We start from the raw sequence: 19,643 nt of genomic DNA on the forward strand, positions 1-19,643 counted from the left end.
GCCAGCCGGGTGCTGGCTTCTTTTTTATGAATTAACCCAATTACCAATCATTCAAAAAATTTGAAATTTTAAGTCAGCTTTTTAAGCTTTAATGCTATCTCTTCTCAATTAAACTGTAAAAACTATTGAGGAGATTTGAATATGATCCATTTACGCAAAGCATCAGATCGCGGCCATGCCGATCATGGCTGGTTAACTAGCTGGCATACCTTCTCATTTGCCAGCTATTACGATACCAACTTTATGAATTTTTCAGCATTGAGAGTCATTAATGAAGATTTCATCGAAGCAGGTCAAGGTTTTGGGGCCCATCCGCATAAGGATATGGAAATACTGACCTATGTTCTCTCCGGTACCATTGAACACCAGGATAGTATAGGAAATAAAGAACGGGTACCTGCCGGTGAATTCCAAATTATGAGCGCAGGTACCGGCATTCGCCATTCAGAATACAATCCGAACAGTGATTGCCAATTGCATCTGTATCAAATTTGGATCATGCCAAGTAAAACGGGTTTAACACCGCGCTATGAACAACGTCGCTTTGATGATGTACAAGGCCGCCAATTGGTGCTCTCGCCTGATGCCCGGGATGGTTCACTGACAGTATTTCAGGATATGACTTTATGGCGTTGGGTACTTAAGGATCACGAAACCACCGAATATGTTGCAGAAAAAGGCCGTTATATATGGATACAAGTCATTCGTGGCGAAGTGACGGTTAATGGCGTCAAAGCCACCACCAGCGATGGTCTGGCTATCCGGGATGAAGTCAATCTTCAACTTAGCACCAGCAGTGATAGTGAAATATTGTTGTTTGACCTTCCTCCAACATAAAGATCAAATAAGCCTCACCCTAACGGATGAGGCTAAAAAATTCACAATTACAGTTTAGGACCCGCTTTCACTAAAGCTTCCCCCGCCGGGGTATCGGTATATTTATCAAAGTTGTCAACAAAACGATGAGCCAAATCTTTCGCCTTCTCTTCCCATTGAGATTTATCTGCATAAGTCTTACGTGGATCAAGAATTTCGGTATCAACACCCGGCAACGCTGTCGGAACCGCCAGATCGAAAATAGGTAATGTAATGGTATCAGCTTCTTCAATATCACCATTTAGGATGGCATCAATGATTCCACGGGTATCCTTAATCGAGATTCGTTTACCCGTCCCATTCCAACCAGTATTCACCAGATAAGCCTTAGCACCTGCCGCCTGCATACGTTTTACCAATACTTCCGCGTATTGGGTTGGATGCAAAGTCAGGAATGCAGCGCCAAAACAAGCAGAAAATGTAGGTGTTGGTTCAGTCACTCCACGTTCGGTACCTGCCAATTTTGCTGTAAACCCAGACAGGAAGTGATATTGAGTCTGTTCGGGCGTCAAGCGAGATACCGGAGGTAACACACCAAATGCGTCCGCAGTCAAGAAGATGACCTTAGTTGCATGACCCGCTTTGGAAACCGGCTTAACAATGTTTTCAATATGGTAGATAGGATAAGAAACACGGGTGTTTTCAGTTTTTGAGCCATCATTGAAATCAACCGAGCCATCTGTCAGTACAGTAACATTTTCCAGCAACGCATCACGTTTAATCGCATTGTAGATATCAGGCTCCGCCTCTTTGGACAGATTGATGGTTTTCGCGTAACAACCACCTTCAAAGTTGAATACACCGTCATCATCCCAACCGTGCTCATCATCACCAATCAGCTTACGTTTTGGATCAGTAGAAAGTGTAGTTTTACCTGTACCAGACAAGCCGAAGAAGACCGCAACGTCCCCTTTCTCACCCACGTTGGCAGAACAGTGCATCGAAGCAATACCTTTCAGTGGCAACAGGTAGTTCATCATAGAGAACATCCCTTTCTTCATCTCGCCACCGTACCAAGTACCACCAATAAGCTGCATCCGCTCTGTCAGGTTGAACGCAACAAAGTTTTCAGAGTTCAAACCCTGCTCTTGCCATTGCGGGTTGGTGCATTTTGCACCGTTCATCACAATAAAATCTGGTTTGAACTCAGCCAACTCTCCATCTGACGGACGGATAAACATGTTTTTAACAAAGTGGGCCTGCCACGCGACTTCTGTGATAAAGCGGACTTTCAGTTGTGTATCTGCATTAGCACCACAGAAAGCATCAACTACAAACAAACGTTTGCCTGAAAGCTGTTTAGTTACCAAGCCTTTCAGGTATGTCCATGTTTCCTGCTGTAATGGCTTGTTATCATTTTTACCTTTTCCCTGGTCAGCCCACCATACGGTGTCACGGGTGACATCATCACGAACAATGTACTTATCTTTGGGAGAACGACCCGTAAAGATCCCCGTATCGACAGCCACAGCCCCCAGGTTGGTCAGAGTGCCACTCTCGCAGCCTTCGAGTGAAGGTTTGGTTTCTTCTGAAAATAACAACTCATAGCTTGGATTATAAATAATTTCATTAACATCATGGATTCCATAGTCCGCGAGTTCCTGCGGGGTAATACCTTTAACACTCATGTAATTGCTCCTGGGTAGTCACGCTTTTTCTATGAGCAATAATAAATAGTTATGATTAATTAACAGCGATAGTTATCAAAAAATTGAAAACCCACTATTTTTTTAAGTTTAATCTGGGGCTAAAAGCACAAAAGCAGTTTTGAGTATTATGGATATTGATAGAAAGGCGCGAATCCGCGCCTTAAAAGATGAGAAAATTTGTTTAGACAGAATATCAATGGAGCCGATTCTTTTTTTCTGTTCTGATTGCAGCAAGATCATCAGCATCAAAAATATAGTGCGTGCCGCAATACTCACACTCCATATCAATGTTGCCATCTTTCTGCAAAATATGGTTAACATCCTCATCGGAAAGTGTGACTAATGTGTCAGCACAACGTTGGCGAGAACAAGTACAACGGAATTCAACCGCTTGCGGTTCATATAATATGACATCCTCCTCATGATAAAGGCGGTGCAAGATCTCCTTAATTTCCAATGAAAATAACTCTTCACCTTTAATGGTTGCAGTAAGTTGCACCAAATGATCAAAAGCTTCTGTACTCCCCTGTTCCGCCGCTGGCAGAATCTGTAACAACATACCACCAGCAGCAACTCTGCCATCTTGAATGCCAGTACGGATAAAGAGACAAGTCGGTAACTGTTCAGACTGCCTGAAATAATCATCAAGGCAATCCGCTAGTGTTTCACCTTCCAGTGCAACCACTCCCTGATAACGCTCACCATGAGTTGGCGTAATAGTAATGACCATATAACCTGTGCCAACCATCTGTTTCAAACTGCTATTTTCAGTCACTAATCCATCAATACGAGCGACACCACGCATTTGTTGCTGATGGTTACCATTAATCACTGCCAGTTTGACCGGGCCATCTCCCTGAATCTGAACCGTAATATCACCATCAAATTTCAGGGTTGCAGTTAATAGACTGGTTGCTACCAACAGTTCTCCCAATAATTGCTGTACTGGCTGCGGGTAATCATGATTTTCCAAAATATGCTGGTAAGTTTCACTGGCTAAAACCAGCTCACCACGTACAGAATAATTCTCAAATAAAAAGCGGTGTAATTGGTCTTGTTTAAACATAAATATCTCTCATTCGAGCAGATTATTCCTGCCCACTTAATTTGTCGTTTTTAAACTTAATCAGCGTGCGTCTTTCTTTTTTATCCGGTCGGCGATCCGGATGAGGCATAGTTAATGCATTCATTTTTCGAGCAATTGCCATTTTTTCCCGGTTAGTAATACTCGCTTCCGTCTCTTGGTAAAGTTGTTGCGCCTCCAGCGCACCGCGCCGATGATTGCTTAGTGCAAGAACTTCAACTATACGTTCATCATTACCCTGACGCAGTTTAATTTCAGCCCCTGGTTCAACCAATTTACTCGGTTTACTTCTTTGACCATTATAGTGAACTTTACCACCATCTATCATTTCCCGTGCAATGGCCCGTGTTTTATAAAAACGAGCCGCCCACAGCCACTTATCCAGACGGACAGCTTGATCGGAGTCTGAATTACCCTTCATTTTTCCTCTCACTATCAGCTTTGGCAAATAAAGCAAAGCCTAACATACCATTGTCGATTATCGCCAACGCGTAGGCGGAAAAAGTGTATTAAAACAGTTATCGTAATATTGACTGATTTTGTTCAGACGTTGTTTATTCTGGCGATTTTTCTTAATAACCAGCACAAAATTAATGATTAAAGTTGTAAAAAGAGCCAAGAATAAAACAGTAGTACCAATACAACGAGCAAGCGTCATGGAATCCAGTTCATTATGTAACACAATCCGGCGGGTTCCATTACTATCTACGGACAATTCCGTGATCATTCCCGTTGTCTCAAAGGGTGTCTGCAATACCATATCCGATAACCGCTGTAATTCACGCCATTGTTCCAACGCACTATGGTCATAAGAGATGATAGCGGGAGTTATATATTCAACCAGTTGTTTGCCTTCATCACTGATAAGTAGAACACCGCCAGGAGAAGGGCTATTAAGCAGCATTGCGACTTTATCTATTTCCCGGTAGATAAATGATGATGTAGTCGCATCAACCAATTTCCCCAAAGCTTCAGCACCTGCCGGACGCAATAAAACATGAGTGTCATTCAATTTGCCACTTTCTGCATTCTTTAACAAAGTTAGCCAATCATTAGCACTACCCAGGTTAACTAAAGCATTTTTCAATCGTAAACAGTCTGTTTCTTTTTCACATAATTCTTTAATTTTCAATACAATATCGGGAAAATTATCCAATAAGATCATTCCAGATTTGAAAATCTCCCGAGCAAGGTCTGGATTTATTACATCATCATTTTCTTGTAAACGTAATTGTTTATTAACAGTGGCAATCAGTTTAGCTGCATTTTCTATAATTTCTGATTCTGGTATTGGCAGCGGATTAACTCTATTCCAATATATCCCCGAACAATCGAATGGAGAAAAATAGGTGTCGCCTTTACCGTTCATATTGTTTGGCGGCATATAACACATACCAATCCCTTTTGCTTTCAGGATATCCCCAACTCGCAATTCCATCCCTTCCATCATATTAGCGTCAGTGACGACTTTTGTACTGCTGCCGCGCAACCAGGCAAAACTGAGTTTCATCGGTACACTAACCGGCTGATAAAAATAGAGCAGTAACATAATAAGCAAGCTGCTAATGATCATCATGAGATTTTTCCCATAACGATGATAAGGGTAATTTTTTTCTTCATCATGCAAAGAGAGATAATGCCCTTGTCTGACTACCTGGCCGTTAGTGTAAATATCAATATTGGTTTTTTGATCAAGATATTGAGCAACATAGGGTTCCCAATGAGGGGGATAAATCAAATCAATTCCGCCAAGTGAAATGTTACTCATTTGCCCTTGTTCAAATTCGCCAAATAATCCCCATCGTTTTGGTATACCGGTAAAACAGTGAATATCCTGACGCCTGCATATTGAGAGTGGACAAAATAGTGGCCAAAAACTGACAACGACTAAGCTACCTGCAATCAACATCAGCCACGGCAAAAACAGTGTTGGTGAAAGTAATGCAAGAAACCAAATGAAAAATCCAAAACACAAAAATCCTCCCTCCCAAATACCCGATGAGTGATTTAGCCGATATTCTTCCAATGTCTCTTTACGGATATTTTGTAATTTTACGCTAGTTTCACCATTTTTCTGGATCGATGCCTGTTGATGAGATACATCTGAAATTACCGGAGCAGAAGGAAAATCTTGTTGAAAATCTTTCAGAAAGTGACCATTAATCGAAATAACAAGTGGTATTGTCGCGGTGTGAACAACATCAATAACATTCTGCTGTTTAATAAAAGGCTCAAGGAAAAACGGCAAATGAATTTCTGCCATATCAATATAATAACGCCAACTATGTAGTTCATCCGAGGCAACAGAAAACCGGGTAATGGAATGACAGATAGTATAAACCATGTCATTTTTGCCCATCAGAATTGGCCAACTTGTTTTATTAATACGGTCTGTTACAACTGGCGGCAACACTCGATTCAAATAACATTCAATAGCCTGATACTCATCAGCATTCAGTTTACGATAGGTTGGTGCAGCAATAGAAGGCAGATAACAAGCGCTATCATGTAGTTTCCATTTGAAAATCAGAAAGGAAGCCATGACAATCAGGCTAATTATCAAGATAGCCAATATAACGACTGTTACGCTCATTTTATCCCCATACCCATGACAATCTTGCTATTATTGTTTGCAAATTAGCAACTACACACTAAGTTCTGAATTAGGTTATTTCTATTTGTCTTTTTAATTTATTTTACAAAGAGTTATATAATCACACGCTAAACTATCTACAACATAGATCTATTTCCACAGAGGATAAAGATAACAGTAACAACAATAACCAGCGATAATCACTATCATTTATCAAAATAATCGGCCATATTTAGTCAAGCTATGGAGTGTACCTAATTTCATCATAAAATCTAAGGTTAATGAAATAATTTATGACGTAATAATGCACAGGCACTCAACTCAACCAATATCAAACCATCAGGGGCAATTATGAATGACCTGAAAAACCCTAAAATCCTAAACATAGAGGACATTGCCCATTCACGTTTATTTCATATTCAGTCAGTTGATCTCGAATTCAGTAACGGTGTAAAACGCGTTTATGAACGGATGCGTCCGGTCAATCGGGAAGCTGTTCTGATAATCCCGGTCATTGGGAATGAATTGTTGCTTATTCGTGAGTATGCAGTCGGCATTGAGCAGTACGAATTGGGCTTTCCTAAAGGCGCGATCGACCCTGGGGAAAGTATCTTCGAAGCAGCTAATCGTGAATTAAAAGAAGAAGTCAGCTTTGGTGCCAGAAAAATAGAACAATTAGCCAAACTCACGATGGCCCCATCCTATTTTTCCAGCAAAATGAACATTGTTATTGCTGAAAATCTCTATCCAGAAAGCCTGGAAGGAGATGAACCTGAACCACTACCACAAATACGTTGGCCAATAGCAGATATGATGTCATTACTGGATCACGCTGATTTCAACGAAGCGCGTAATGTCTGCGCCCTATTTTTGGCACAAAAGTATTTAAAATACCGTTGAAGTTTACAGGCACAACAGCGCTTCGTTGTGCCTGTTTTATCATCAGAATAACTCCTGACTTTCACCATTCTCAATTACAGTTGTGCCAACTTCCTGCACCGCACTCTCTGTAGGTTGAGTTCCATCAATGAAGTATTCACTACGGGTATCCCCGCCTCCGCCAGCAAGTTTACCTGTCTTACGATCTATCACGACAGAAACAACCCCCGGAGGAGGTGTAATTTCTTTTTCAGGAACCCCTTCCAGTGCGACTTTCATAAAATCATCCCAAATTGGCTGCGCACTCTTAGCACCCGCCTCACCGCCACCGGCTGCTGTACGGCCAAGGCTTCTACGGTGGTCATCAAAGCCAATCCAAACTGTCGTGACAATATCCGGCCCATAACCTGAAAACCAGGCATCTTTTGAACTGTTAGTGGTTCCAGTTTTGCCGCCAATATCACGACGTTTCAGATCGCGTGAAGCGCGCCAACCCGTACCTGACCAACCCGGCTCACCAAAAATATTGCTATTCAAAGCATCATGGATCAAAAATGCCAACTGAGTACTGATAACATGAGGAGCATATTCTTGCGCATTTTCACGACTATCAATTACCGGTACTCTTTCCAATTCAGGTAACGGCAATATCTCTTGCTGGCTAACATGGGATTGAGCAACATTCTCAATCGAGTTTTCAGAAAGTTCGATTGAACGTACCGTATTCCCATAAATTACTGGAATATCGCACTGCGGACACGCAATCTTAGGCTTAGCTTCAAAGAGAACATCGCCATCTTCGTTTTCAATCTTAGTAATGAAGTAAGGATCGATCAGATAGCCACCATTGGACATGACCGAATAGCCACGTACCATTTGCATTGGTGTAAATGATGGCGATCCCAAAGCCAGAGATTCTGTTCGTACTATATTTTGTGCCGGGAAACCAAACCGTTGCAGGTAATCAGCGGCATAATCGACTCCCATTGCTCGCATTGCTCGCACCATCACAACGTTCTTTGATTGCCCTAATCCCTGACGCAAACGGATTGGCCCAACATAAGCCGGTGGTGAGTTTTTCGGACGCCAGTCAGTACCGGCTCCAGCATCCCAACGACTAATGGGTAAGTCATTCAGCAATGAAGCCAATGTCAGCCCTTTATCCATCGCCGCGGTATAGAGAAATGGTTTAATATTGGAACCAATCTGACGTAACGACTGAGTGACACGGTTAAATTTACTCAAGTTGAAATCAAACCCACCAACCAACGCCTTCACAGCACCATCATTCGGATCAACAGAGACCAAAGCAGCATTAACTTCCGGTACTTGTGCCAACCACCAAATATCCTTTACTTTCCGAACCCAAACCTGTTCACCAACTTGAACTACTTCGTTCACACTACGAGGAGCCGCACCCTGTGCACTATCAGATTTGAACTTTCTGGCCCAACGGACACCCGCCATTGGCAATTCCGCACTACTGCCATCAGGCAACATCACTATCGCCTGATCACTACCGGCTCTGGTCACCACAGCCGGCATTAATAGCCCATAATTTGGCAAGGTCTTAAGCTTCTTGACAATCTGTTCCCGATCCCAAGCAGGTTCGCCCACTTTCCACAATACTTCCTGCGCTCCACGGTAACCATGACGCACATCATAATCAATGAGGTTATTACGAACCGCATCCACGGCAGCCAATTGAAGTTTACGGGTAATCGTGGTGTAAACTTTATAACCGTCGGTATAAGCATTCTCACCATAACGCTCAATCATCTCCTGACGCACCATCTCGGACAAATAGGGTGCGGAGAAAGCAATCTGGGGCGTATGGTAATTAGCGACCAACTTTTCACTTCTAGCTTGATTATATTGCTGCTGAGTAATATAGCCCTCATTGAGCATACGGCTCAGAACCACATTCCGGCGGTTAATCGCCCGACTATGCGAATAAAGCGGGTTAAACGTAGAAGGTGCCTTTGGCAAACCGGCAATCATAGCTATTTCGCTCAATGTCAACTCATTGACACTCTTACCAAAATAGACTTGAGCCGCAGCCCCGACACCATAAGCCCGGTAACCAAGGTAAATTTTATTGAGATAGAGTTCGAGGATCTCATCCTTATTCAGCAATTGCTCAATCCTAATGGCCAGAAAGACTTCCTTGATTTTACGCATCAACGTCTTCTCAGGAGTGAGAAAGAAATTTCTCGCCAGTTGCTGAGTAATGGTACTTGCCCCCTGTGATGCATGGCCTGAACTCATTGCAACAGACGCGGCCCGGATGATCCCTACAGGATCAACCCCATGATGCTCATAAAAACGACTGTCCTCCGTTGCAATGAACGCCTTCACCATAATGGGTGGAATTTCGGACAGCTCAAGAGGCATACGGCGTTTTTCACCATATTGGGCAATAAGCTCGCCATCTGCACTGAACACCTGCATTGGTGTCTGTAATCGAACATCCTTTAATGTCGCCACATCAGGTAACTGAGGCTCGATATATTTGTACATACCAAAAATCGAGGCCGTTCCCAGAAAAATGCAACTCACGACAAAGACTAGAAAATACTTTACGAACTTCACCTGAAATTTCCCATGCCACGTTAGTCGGGTGGTTTATAAACAATCGGCGCGTAGTATAAAGGTTACACAGCACCTTGAATATGGTCTTTTATTAAAATTACTGATATGGAGATCGATACATGTATTCACCAAAATGGTATGTCGGATTAGACATCCAAAATGGCACCCTTCGCGCCGTCGCAGCTATAAAACGCCGAGATGGCTGGCAGCTTCGCCACTGCTGGCAATATCTTTTATCTGATGCGGTTATGCCAGAGGGCCGTTTACAACAGCCAGAAATATTATGTGATATCTTAAATCAATGGTGCCAAGAGTTACCTAAAAAAATCAGTTTCAGACTCGCCCTACCTGTACAACAAACATTGCAGAAGAGTCTGATTTTACCTCCAGATATCAATCTTAAAGAGCCGGAACAAGGCTGGTTTATCAACGCCAGTGCCGAGAAACAATTTCCCTTTAACACCCGAGAACTGGCGTTGGATTACCGTATCATTGAACAAAATGCCTACATCAGCGCCGCTCGCCAGAAAGATCTCAACCTCTGGCTACAATGTCTTGCACAAGCAGGAATATTTCCAGATGCCATTGATATTGCCCCCTGCGCCCTACGCTATATCGCGCAATATGCCGGTGTTCCCGCTGATAGCTGGTTGTTACACCGGCAACAATCTGGTTGGCTATGGGTATCTCCTGCCAATGCCCCTTTCGCTTATGATCTGGTATCAGCAAATACGGCTACTTCTCCACAGCAGATTATCCGTCAATTATCTGCTTCATCTATGGCTGAACAGCCTGTTTACTACAGTAGCTACCAACAAGAAGCCCTACCGGAAGGAACTTACTCTTGGGATATGTTGGCAGCATTCCGTCACTATCAACCACCACTACCAGCTCAACTGATGGAATATGTGATAGCCGGTGGTTTAGCACTCAGACCGGATGATAAGTAACGATGTATCAGGTTAATTTTCTGCCTTGGCGACAAACCCGGCTAAAACATCGCTATCGTTGGTGGGCGATTCTTCTCTTATTGCAATTGATATTGTGGCTGACAGTACTCGTCTGGACGTTATTAAAACAACAGGAAACGGTTAACCAGTACCAAAGGCAATTACAACAACTCAGCCAGCAACAATTACATTTGCAACAACAGATAAATCAGACAGAGGAGACAATCAATCTTCACAACAAACTGACCTATAAATTAAAACAACAACAAACACGGCTGAAACAGAATCAGCAACATTGGCAATTATTCAATGAATTGCCTGAATTATTACCGGAAGGAAGTTGGTTAACTGCTTTCGATGATCAGGCAGGTCAATTAAAACTGGTTGCTAATAGTCTGGATTATTCCAGCATGACGTCTCTGCTAGATAATCTTGAAAACAACAGGCAATTGTCTGAAATTCAACTAAAAAAGATGACTACCACCGAACAACAAATCAGGCAATTTATTATTGACGCTAACTGGCAGACGGAAATATCCAATGATAAAAAGTGACTATCTATGGTGGTTTGCCAAACCAACCTGGCTGCTGTTTATCTGGCAGCAAGTTATCATCATGCCATTTCTGATTCTGTTTTATCTTTTCTTCTGGCAAGAGAAAGCTGAAGAGAGAAGTAGCCTGACACAAAAAATAGTAGCTGAACAAATCAACACCAAAGCAGCCAATGAACGACTAAATCAGCTACCGCCATTGGGAGATATACAACAACACATCAACCAAATAGAAAATGAGCTCAGTAAGCCGCGCCAAAATGCGGTAAAAATTACCGCAATAAAACAACTGCAACAGCCGTTGATAAATTCTGGCGCGCAAGTTCTTGAGTGGCAACGTAAAAAAGAAGGAGAGAAAACGCTCTGGCAAATCACAATTTATTTGAACTACGAACAGATGCTAAGTTTTCTTGAAGCGTTACAAACGTTATATCCACCGCTGCTGATTAAACAGCTTTCCATTTCACCATCAGGTGAATCTCTAAACGTCAAAATCACCCTGTCAGAAACCTCACATGAGGAATTTTATGACTAAAAAATTTATTCTGTTTATCCTTTTTCTGCCCGCTATTGTTGTTGCAGACATAAGAAATCCTTTTGCTCCTCCGATGATAGAAACAGAAGAGCAATCGGTTGAGTTATTTGATCAATCGGTCAATGAGACCGAAATTCAGTCCCTCTCAACCGTATTACACTATGCAGACGCAGAAAGAATTGCTCTGAATCTCAGGCAAAATAGACCCGCACTGATAACAAAAGAGGGTAAAGTTGATTTTGATCCTGAAACTAATAGTCTGATTTTACAGGATACCCCCATCGCCATCGCACAGATAAAAAGCTGGCTGAAAGAGATAGATACCCCACAGCAGCAAGTGCAGATTACGGCACATATCGTGACTAGCAGCAGGGAAGCACTACATGAACTCGGTATTTATTGGGGCATGCCGATAGGAGAGCAGATTAAGGCAACAACGGGTATAAACCGCCTCAATATCAACCAAGCAGCCAACGATAATATGCACCGATTTGCATTCAATATTGCCCGCATTCACTCCAGTCTGCTGGAAATGGAGCTCAGTGCCTTAGAACAAGAAAACCAACTAGATATTATCGCCAGTCCAAGACTAACCGCCTCACATCAACAGCTAGCCAGCATCAAACAAGGCTCCGATATTCCCTACGTCAGCCAAGAAAAAGAGAAAAGTACCGTGCAATTTAAAGAAGCCGTACTAGGTATGGAAGTTACCCCTCATATACTGAGAAAAAACAAAATCAGACTCTCTCTGAAAATCAGCCAAAACATGCCAGGGATCTCAATAAGTCAAGGAGGAGGTGAGAATTTGACCATCGACAAACAGGAAATAATAACTCAAGTTACTGTAAAGAATGGTGAAACACTTATTCTCGGTGGAATTTTTCAACAGAAAAAAGGCGAGCAAACCCAGAAGGTGCCTTATCTATCAGACATCCCATTACTCGGTTCACTATTTAACCAAAAAGGCCATAAACACAGCCGACGTGAGTTAGTGATATTTATTACACCTCAACTGATGGATATTTAGCCACAAATAAAAATATAACATTTATATCAGTGAGTTGGATATAAAAAACTTAACTATTCCATATGATGATGCGCAGATTTTTCCAACTAATCCTGTTTATAGATTTGACGCTGAGTCCGATTTAGCATACAAGAGTTAACTAATTGAGTGGTCGGGTTTAACATCACAATAATCAGCCAATGAAACCAGAGCTTTCGTTACAAAAAGCTCATCATTGATTTATATAGTTGCAAAACTGGCTGATGTACTGAGATAATTTTGTTATCTGATCTCACATTACCGCTCATGAGGTTTCAGTTTAGGTCCCGCTGCTGATTTGATTAGCGGGGCGGGTTATCATTAACGAATAGTCTTAGTAATACCAAAAACATGGCAGAGAAACGTAATATCTTTCTGGTTGGGCCTATGGGTGCCGGCAAAAGCACTATTGGTCGTCAGTTAGCTCAGCAACTCAATATGGAGTTTTACGACTCCGATCAAGAAATTGAGCGACGTACCGGAGCTGACGTGGGCTGGGTATTCGACGTGGAAGGCGAAGAAGGCTTCCGCGAACGCGAAGAAAAAGTGATTAACGAACTCACTGAAAAACAAGGCATTGTATTGGCGACTGGCGGAGGCTCTGTGAAATCCAGAGAAACCCGTAATCGTCTGTCTGCCCGTGGTGTCGTGGTCTACTTGGAAACCACCATTGAAAAACAGTTAGCACGCACCCAGCGCGATAAAAAACGCCCCTTACTTCAAGTTGATGCACCAGCACGTGAAGTTTTAGAAAATTTAGCAAGCGAACGTAACCCTCTATATGAGGAAATTGCTGATGTCACTATCCGTACCGATGAACAAAGCGCTAAAGTTGTCGCTAACCAAATCATTGAGTTACTGGAAAAAAACTGATTCAAGCAAGTCTGTACAGCGATAAATAATTAAGGCGAAGGCTGCTTATGGAAAAGATCACTGTCACTTTAGGGGAACGTAGTTACCCAATTACCATTGCAAAAGGGTTATTTGACGATCCTTCTGCTTTTGCACCACTAAAAGCAGGCCAGCAGGTTATGCTGGTAACGAATCAAACCCTAGCTCCGTTGTATTTGGCAAAAGTAAAAGCCACCTTGCAGCAAGCCGGGATTCGGGTAGATGAAGTGATTCTCCCTGATGGTGAACAGTACAAATCTCTTTCCGTATTAAATGACGTATTTTCTGCTTTGCTGGAAAATAACCACAGCCGGGACACAACACTTATCGCTCTCGGTGGCGGCGTAATCGGTGATTTAACTGGTTTTGCCGCTGCCTGTTATCAACGTGGTGTTCGTTTTATTCAAATGCCTACCACCCTTCTTGCCCAGGTTGATTCCTCTGTCGGAGGAAAAACCGCAGTAAACCATCCCCTTGGCAAGAATATGATAGGTGCATTCTATCAACCAGCCTCTGTGATGGTCGATCTCAACTGCCTGCAAACGCTTCCAGCCCGCGAACTCTCTTCCGGTCTGGCGGAGGTCATTAAGTACGGTATCATTCTCGACAGCGCATTTTTTAGCTGGCTTGAAGATAATCTGGATAAACTTCTAGCTCTCGACAACCAAGCAATGGCTTACTGTATCCGTCGTTGCTGCGAATTGAAAGCTGATGTTGTCGCAGCAGATGAGAAAGAATTGAGTGGTTTGCGTGCTCTGCTAAATCTTGGTCATACCTTTGGTCACGCCATCGAAACAGAGATGGGATATGGTGTCTGGTTACATGGAGAAGCGGTTGCCGCAGGAATGGTCATGGCAGCAAGAACAGCTCAACTTGCTGATAATTTCTCTGAACAGGATACTCAACGTGTTATCCGATTGTTGGAACGGGCAAATTTGCCGGTACACGGGCCACAAAACATGCCACCAGAAACCTATCTGCCACATATGATGAGAGATAAGAAAGTTATAGCAGGTAAATTACGGCTGGTTCTTCCAACAAAAATAGGTAAAGCCGAACTTCGCTCAGATATTGAACACAATTGTGTTGTTGACGCTATTCGTCAGTGTTTACCCTATGAAAATGTATAAATTTTAAGTAAGTTGTATGCTTATTGTATTAAATGTTTTTTTGCATACATTTGATTGTTGTGTCATAAAATAATGACTCTATCAGACAAATTTCTATCTTAATTAATTCAGCCGGGCGGACTGGCTTCAATTGCAATCGGCAGTATTGGCTCCGTTTGGAGGGCATATGGATGAATTCAAATCAGAAAATGAGCAAAGAGCAGATAATGAGTTTAGGCCAGATACCTCAGATCGCCGTCCTTCACGCTCGCGTCAGCCATTAAAAAAACCCAAATTTGCGGTTTCACGTCAGCAAATGATGCTCGGCATTGGAATTTTAGTGCTGCTACTGCTGATTATTGCTATCAGTTCAGCCTTAAAAGCCCCAACTGAGCATGAAAAACAGCAATTGCCGAATGTTGCCGAGAAAAATATTGATTTATCAGGTTCATCATCCAGCAACGATAACAATCAACCCATAACATCAGAGAGTAACACCACAAATACAATTAACAGGCCACAGGAAATCCATGTTCCTCCTGTCAGTGGTACTACAACTCAACCTCATCAGCTTCAAACCAACAATGGCGAAAGCCAAAATCAGCGCATTGAATTACCAGGAAATATTCCTGATGCACTGACTCAACAACAAAGTAATATAAATCACGCAGTGCAAAATCTGAATCAAGCCCAACAATCACAGCCAGTAACACCGCCACCGGTGGTACAGCAAAAATCGGAAAATATTCGTCCACTGAAATCAGAAACACCGGCTAAATCAAAACCATCGACAAATCATACTAGCAGTAAAAACCATGAGGTCAGCAGCACCAGTAGTGACCTATTGAAAACCCCGGCAAACCACTACACTTTGCAATTAAGTAGTGCCAGCCGCTCAGATACACTGACCGCTTTTGCTAAAAAGTATAGTCTTACCCATTACAAGGTTTATGAAACTAAACGTAATGGAAAAGTTTGGTTTGTTTTAATTCATGGTGATTACCGTTCCATTTCTGAAGCCAAACGGGCGGTTTCATCTCTACCGGCCGAAATTCAGGCGAAAAAACCTTGGGTCAGAACGATGCAGCAAGTGCAACAAGACTTAAGAAAATAAAACAATATTTATTAGGCGCTGATATGCTGTCCTAAACAGAGTACAATCTGCGGCTCTGGAATGATTGAGTAATTATTGACAGCATGAAAAAAAAACGCGCTTTCTTAAAATGGGCCGGTGGAAAATACCCGTTGGTAGATGACATCAAACGTCATCTGCCAGCCGGTAGTTGTCTGATAGAGCCATTTGTTGGCGCAGGTTCTGTCTTTTTGAACACAGACTACGATTCTTATATCCTCGCTGATATCAACAGTGACCTGATTAACCTGTACAACACGGTAAAACTCAGGGCTAATGAGTTTATCGTCCACACACGCCCTCTGTTTACCCAAGAATACAATACAGCCGAACATTTTTATCAGCTACGGGAGCAATTTAACCAAAGCACTGACCCGTTCTATCGCAGCGTGTTATTCCTTTATCTCAATCGCCATTGTTACAACGGCCTCTGTCGTTATAATTCTCATGGCAAATTTAACGTACCTTTTGGCCGTTATAAAAAGCCCTACTTTCCTGAAGAAGAACTACACTGGTTTGCTGAAAAAGCTAAAAATGCGACTTTTATCTGTGAGCACTACCAACACACGTTGAACGACGCACATAAAGGCTCGGTTATTTATTGCGATCCCCCCTATGCTCCTTTGTCAGCAACAGCGAACTTTACGGCGTATCACACCAATAGTTTTAACATTGCAGATCAGGAAAATCTGGCAAATATTGCATTTAAGTTATCATCAGAACGTGCAATTCCTGTTTTGATATCCAACCACGATACGCCAATGACACGAAAATGGTACTATCAGGCTTCACTTCATATTGTCAAAGCACGTCGTACTATCAGCAGGAATATCCTTGCCCGCAGTAAGGTAGACGAACTCTTGGCATTATATCGCTGATTTATCCACTCCCCTTTTGCCTGGCAATATAAGGGATGATAGAAACGATTTGGAGAAGATAATGAAAGATTTTCTGATTGCCCCATCCATTTTATCTGCAAATTTTGCACGACTGGGTGAAGATACCGCTAAGGTGCTGGCAGCCGGGGCTGATGTTGTTCACTTTGATGTTATGGACAACCATTATGTCCCTAACCTGACTATCGGGCCTATGGTCTGCCAGGCGCTGCGGGATTATGGCATCACTGCACCAATCGATGTTCATTTGATGGTAAAACCGGTTGACCGTATCATCCCTGATTTTGCCAAAGCAGGAGCAACTTACATTACCTTCCACCCAGAAACCAGTGAGCATATTGACCGCAGTTTACAACTCATCAAAGAACATGGTTGTAAAGCTGGCTTGGTATTCAATCCTGCAACGCCATTGAGTTATCTTGATTATGTCCTGGATAAACTGGATATCATTCTATTGATGTCGGTAAATCCCGGTTTCGGTGGCCAATCTTTCATCCCTGGAACACTAGAGAAACTGTGTCAGGTTCGTAAAATCATTGATGAAAGCGGTTATGATATCCGTCTTGAGGTAGACGGTGGTATTAAAGCTAGCAATATTGCCGCGGCAGCAACCGCGGGGGCAGATATGTTTGTTGCTGGCTCAGCCATTTTCAGTCAACCAGATTACAAAACTGTTATTGATAATATGCGTAGTGAATTGTCAAAGGTATCTCATGGCAAGTAAGGTATTAAAAGGTATTCGTGCTATCGCTTTTGATCTAGACGGCACACTGGTAGACAGCGCCGGTGGTTTGGCTGATGCACTGGATCAAGCGCTGTTAGCCAAAGGTCTCCCTACTGCGGGAAAAGAGCGGGTTGCTGCCTGGATAGGTAACGGCGCAGATATTATGGTCGAACGGGCGTTGACATGGGCCAGAATCAAATTGACTGCACAACTGCATAAAGAAACCCGTGAGCTATTTGACCAATTCTATGAAACAACTGTAACAACAGGCAGTCAACTGTTCCCAGAAGTTAAAGCTACATTGGCTGAACTGGCAAAACACAGTTTTCCAATGGGTATCATCACCAATAAACCAACACCTTTCATTGCTCCTTTGCTGGCTTCTTTAGGTATCAGTGAATATTTCTCATTAGTGTTAGGTGGTGATGATGTTAAAGAGAAAAAGCCACATCCGGCACCTATTTATTTAACAATGGGCACATTCGGACTGCGTAAGGAAGAATTGCTCTTTGTCGGTGATTCCCGTAATGATATTTTAGCAGCACAAGCGGCTGGTTGCCCCTGTGTTGGTTTAACTTATGGATATAACTACGGTGAATCTATTGCATTAAGCAATCCAGATTGCATATTAACGAATTTTTCGGATCTGCTATCCATAATTGGACTCCCATCTTTAAAACTTCAGGAAGCATAATAAAATGAATGAACCCACTGTATCTGAAACACTAAACTCCCAAAAACCTATTGTATTCAGCGGCGCACAACCTTCCGGTGAATTAACCATCGGTAACTACATGGGGGCGTTACGTCAGTGGGTTAAAATGCAGGATGAATATGACTGCATCTATTGCATTGTTGACCAACATGCAATTACAGTCCGTCAGGACCCAAAAGAGTTGAGAAAACGCACTCTGGATACACTGGCACTCTACCTGGCTTGTGGCATCAACCCAGAGAAAAGTACTATTTTTGTCCAATCTCATGTGCCACAACACGCTCAGTTAAGTTGGGTTCTAAACTGTTATACCTATTTCGGTGAACTCAGCCGCATGACTCAGTTTAAAGACAAATCAGCTCGTCATGCTGAAAACATCAATGCAGGCTTGTTTGACTATCCGGTACTGATGGCTGCGGATATTTTGGTATATCAAACAAATCAGGTTCCTGTGGGTATCGATCAGAAACAACATCTTGAATTGAGCCGTGATATTGCTCAACGATTTAATGCCATCTACGGCGATATCTTCGCTGTACCAGAGCCGTTTATCCCAACAGGTGGTGCCCGTGTTATGGCTCTTCAAGACCCAGACAAGAAAATGTCCAAATCAGATGATAACCGCAACAACGTTATCGCTCTGTTGGAAGATCCAAAATCAGCGGCTAAAAAGATAAAACGCGCCGTCACGGATTCAGAAGAACCCCCTCGTGTTCGCTACGATCTGGAACAAAAGCCGGGGGTTTCCAACTTATTAGATATCCTCGCGGGTGTTACTGGCAAAACTATTCCTGAACTGGAAGCAGAATTTGAAGGCCAGATGTATGGTCATTTAAAAAGTGCTGTTGCTGATGCCGTTTCCGGTATGCTGACCGAGTTACAAGAGCGTTTCCATCACTTCCGTAACGATGAAGTTCTGCTGAATAAAATCATGGCGGAAGGTGCAGCGAAAGCAAAAGCCCGCGCTCAGATTACGCTAGATAAAGTATATGAAGCTGTTGGCTTTATTGCCCATCCTTAAATCGATAAAATGTGCACGTTCACTACGTGCACATTTCAAGCTACAGAAAAATCCATTTAAAAAACGAGGCATATTTTTACATCATCGCTGGTAAAAAACCTGATAGCTTAATCAGACAGAAAAGCAATACGATTGGACAGATTAAAACAGTGTAAAGCAAGCTTAAACTGACCTATTTAAGGTATCCCGATTTTTCATATTCGATTATTTAACTGGTTTATTAAAAAGTTTATTCTGCGGTTGAAAATATTATTAAAGCGGTTCATTTTCCATTAATAGTTTTATGACAGGCAGATTTTAAGCCATTATTAAAGGCCGCTGTTTTACCTTTTAGTTTTTAATCGTTATAAGGTTTTGACCGTTGTTTTTACCACTTTTAACGCCTGCTTTTTATCAGGTTT

The 19,643-nt window shown here is 42.5% G+C and carries 18 protein-coding genes; 13 read left to right on the plus strand and 5 right to left on the minus strand.

From position 1 onward, the window contains the following. Positions 1-141: 141 nt before the first annotated feature. Positions 142-837, plus strand: a complete 696-nt coding sequence (locus tag EAE91_RS20200) for a pirin family protein (protein WP_214090054.1) — start codon at positions 142-144, stop codon at positions 835-837. Between the two features lie 47 nt (positions 838-884). On the opposite strand, the gene pckA is transcribed toward EAE91_RS20200, so the two are convergent. The 4 genes from pckA to EAE91_RS20220 all read right to left on the minus strand — a co-directional run bounded on the left by pckA (position 885) and on the right by EAE91_RS20220 (position 6,202). After that, entirely contained in the window at positions 885-2,504 is a 1,620-nt protein-coding gene (pckA, locus tag EAE91_RS20205; protein ID WP_214090055.1) for a phosphoenolpyruvate carboxykinase (ATP), read from the minus strand. 214 nt (positions 2,505-2,718) lie between these two features. Continuing rightward, positions 2,719-3,591 carry an Hsp33 family molecular chaperone HslO gene (hslO, locus tag EAE91_RS20210; RefSeq protein WP_214090056.1) on the minus strand — a complete coding sequence of 291 codons (873 nt, stop codon included), beginning with the start codon at positions 3,589-3,591 and terminating at the stop codon, positions 2,719-2,721. 22 nt (positions 3,592-3,613) lie between these two features. After that, a complete protein-coding gene (gene hslR / locus EAE91_RS20215) occupies positions 3,614-4,030 on the minus strand; it encodes a ribosome-associated heat shock protein Hsp15 (protein ID WP_214090057.1) in 417 nt (138 codons plus the stop codon). Between the two features lie 57 nt (positions 4,031-4,087). Then, positions 4,088-6,202, minus strand: a complete 2,115-nt coding sequence (locus EAE91_RS20220) for an intracellular growth attenuator family protein (protein ID WP_214090058.1) — start codon at positions 6,200-6,202, stop codon at positions 4,088-4,090. A 351-nt stretch (positions 6,203-6,553) separates the two neighbouring features. Between EAE91_RS20220 and nudE the strand changes: the two genes are divergently transcribed. Beyond that, complete coding sequence (gene nudE / locus EAE91_RS20225; RefSeq protein ID WP_214090059.1) at positions 6,554-7,102, plus strand: ADP compounds hydrolase NudE; 549 nt, start codon at positions 6,554-6,556, stop codon at positions 7,100-7,102. Between the two features lie 42 nt (positions 7,103-7,144). Here nudE and mrcA read toward each other — a convergent pair whose 3' ends face one another. Then, positions 7,145-9,673 carry a peptidoglycan glycosyltransferase/peptidoglycan DD-transpeptidase MrcA gene (gene mrcA / locus EAE91_RS20230; RefSeq protein ID WP_214090060.1) on the minus strand — a complete coding sequence of 843 codons (2,529 nt, stop codon included), beginning with the start codon at positions 9,671-9,673 and terminating at the stop codon, positions 7,145-7,147. Between the two features lie 119 nt (positions 9,674-9,792). Between mrcA and pilM the strand changes: the two genes are divergently transcribed. The 11 genes from pilM (at position 9,793) to trpS (ending at position 19,242) form a co-directional block, all read left to right on the plus strand. Continuing rightward, the gene (gene pilM / locus EAE91_RS20235) at positions 9,793-10,623 is read left to right on the plus strand and encodes a pilus assembly protein PilM (RefSeq protein WP_214090061.1); all 831 of its coding nucleotides are present in this window, start codon (positions 9,793-9,795) and stop codon (positions 10,621-10,623) included. Between the two features lie 2 nt (positions 10,624-10,625). After that, complete coding sequence (locus tag EAE91_RS20240; RefSeq protein WP_214090062.1) at positions 10,626-11,177, plus strand: PilN domain-containing protein; 552 nt, start codon at positions 10,626-10,628, stop codon at positions 11,175-11,177. Further along, on the plus strand, positions 11,164-11,709 hold the full coding sequence (locus tag EAE91_RS20245; protein ID WP_214090063.1) for a hypothetical protein: 546 nt from the start codon (positions 11,164-11,166) through the stop codon (positions 11,707-11,709). The genes EAE91_RS20240 and EAE91_RS20245 overlap by 14 nt, the downstream gene beginning before the upstream one ends. Continuing rightward, the gene (gene pilQ / locus EAE91_RS20250) at positions 11,702-12,736 is read left to right on the plus strand and encodes a type IV pilus secretin PilQ (protein ID WP_214090064.1); all 1,035 of its coding nucleotides are present in this window, start codon (positions 11,702-11,704) and stop codon (positions 12,734-12,736) included. Before EAE91_RS20245 ends, pilQ begins: the two co-directional genes overlap by 8 nt. 369 nt (positions 12,737-13,105) lie before the next feature. Then, on the plus strand, positions 13,106-13,627 hold the full coding sequence (aroK, locus tag EAE91_RS20255) for a shikimate kinase AroK (RefSeq protein ID WP_036779445.1): 522 nt from the start codon (positions 13,106-13,108) through the stop codon (positions 13,625-13,627). A gap of 47 nt (positions 13,628-13,674) precedes the next feature. Next, positions 13,675-14,775, plus strand: coding sequence for a 3-dehydroquinate synthase (gene aroB, locus EAE91_RS20260; protein WP_214090065.1), 1,101 nt, complete (start codon positions 13,675-13,677; stop codon positions 14,773-14,775). Positions 14,776-14,941: 166 nt separating this feature from the next. Beyond that, entirely contained in the window at positions 14,942-15,868 is a 927-nt protein-coding gene (locus tag EAE91_RS20265; RefSeq protein WP_214090066.1) for an SPOR domain-containing protein, read from the plus strand. A gap of 83 nt (positions 15,869-15,951) precedes the next feature. Further along, entirely contained in the window at positions 15,952-16,764 is an 813-nt protein-coding gene (dam, locus tag EAE91_RS20270) for an adenine-specific DNA-methyltransferase (RefSeq protein WP_214090067.1), read from the plus strand. Positions 16,765-16,825: 61 nt separating this feature from the next. Then, positions 16,826-17,506, plus strand: coding sequence for a ribulose-phosphate 3-epimerase (rpe, locus tag EAE91_RS20275; RefSeq protein WP_214090068.1), 681 nt, complete (start codon positions 16,826-16,828; stop codon positions 17,504-17,506). Continuing rightward, the gene (locus EAE91_RS20280; protein WP_214090069.1) at positions 17,496-18,200 is read left to right on the plus strand and encodes a phosphoglycolate phosphatase; all 705 of its coding nucleotides are present in this window, start codon (positions 17,496-17,498) and stop codon (positions 18,198-18,200) included. The genes rpe and EAE91_RS20280 overlap by 11 nt, the downstream gene beginning before the upstream one ends. 4 nt (positions 18,201-18,204) lie before the next feature. Continuing rightward, positions 18,205-19,242: a tryptophan--tRNA ligase gene (trpS, locus tag EAE91_RS20285; protein ID WP_214090070.1), complete on the plus strand. Its 1,038-nt coding sequence runs from the start codon at positions 18,205-18,207 to the stop codon at positions 19,240-19,242. Positions 19,243-19,643 lie beyond the last annotated feature (401 nt).

This window comes from Photorhabdus noenieputensis (genome assembly GCF_018448935.1).
In the GTDB taxonomy this organism is placed as follows: Bacteria; Pseudomonadota; Gammaproteobacteria; order Enterobacterales; family Enterobacteriaceae; genus Photorhabdus; species Photorhabdus noenieputensis.

Coding starts and splice junctions, on each gene's coding strand:
- pckA (WP_214090055.1), bottom strand. CDS start 2,504: ATGAGTGTTAAAGGTATTACCCCGCAGGAACTCGCGGACTATGGAATC.
- EAE91_RS20220 (WP_214090058.1), bottom strand. CDS start 6,202: ATGAGCGTAACAGTCGTTATATTGGCTATCTTGATAATTAGCCTGATT.
- pilM (WP_214090061.1), top strand. CDS start 9,793: ATGTATTCACCAAAATGGTATGTCGGATTAGACATCCAAAATGGCACC.
- rpe (WP_214090068.1), top strand. CDS start 16,826: ATGAAAGATTTTCTGATTGCCCCATCCATTTTATCTGCAAATTTTGCA.
- hslR (WP_214090057.1), bottom strand. CDS start 4,030: ATGAAGGGTAATTCAGACTCCGATCAAGCTGTCCGTCTGGATAAGTGG.
- EAE91_RS20200 (WP_214090054.1), top strand. CDS start 142: ATGATCCATTTACGCAAAGCATCAGATCGCGGCCATGCCGATCATGGC.
- hslO (WP_214090056.1), bottom strand. CDS start 3,591: ATGTTTAAACAAGACCAATTACACCGCTTTTTATTTGAGAATTATTCT.
- dam (WP_214090067.1), top strand. CDS start 15,952: ATGAAAAAAAAACGCGCTTTCTTAAAATGGGCCGGTGGAAAATACCCG.
- EAE91_RS20280 (WP_214090069.1), top strand. CDS start 17,496: ATGGCAAGTAAGGTATTAAAAGGTATTCGTGCTATCGCTTTTGATCTA.
- EAE91_RS20265 (WP_214090066.1), top strand. CDS start 14,942: ATGGATGAATTCAAATCAGAAAATGAGCAAAGAGCAGATAATGAGTTT.
- aroB (WP_214090065.1), top strand. CDS start 13,675: ATGGAAAAGATCACTGTCACTTTAGGGGAACGTAGTTACCCAATTACC.
- EAE91_RS20245 (WP_214090063.1), top strand. CDS start 11,164: ATGATAAAAAGTGACTATCTATGGTGGTTTGCCAAACCAACCTGGCTG.
- nudE (WP_214090059.1), top strand. CDS start 6,554: ATGAATGACCTGAAAAACCCTAAAATCCTAAACATAGAGGACATTGCC.
- pilQ (WP_214090064.1), top strand. CDS start 11,702: ATGACTAAAAAATTTATTCTGTTTATCCTTTTTCTGCCCGCTATTGTT.
- trpS (WP_214090070.1), top strand. CDS start 18,205: ATGAATGAACCCACTGTATCTGAAACACTAAACTCCCAAAAACCTATT.
- aroK (WP_036779445.1), top strand. CDS start 13,106: ATGGCAGAGAAACGTAATATCTTTCTGGTTGGGCCTATGGGTGCCGGC.
- EAE91_RS20240 (WP_214090062.1), top strand. CDS start 10,626: ATGTATCAGGTTAATTTTCTGCCTTGGCGACAAACCCGGCTAAAACAT.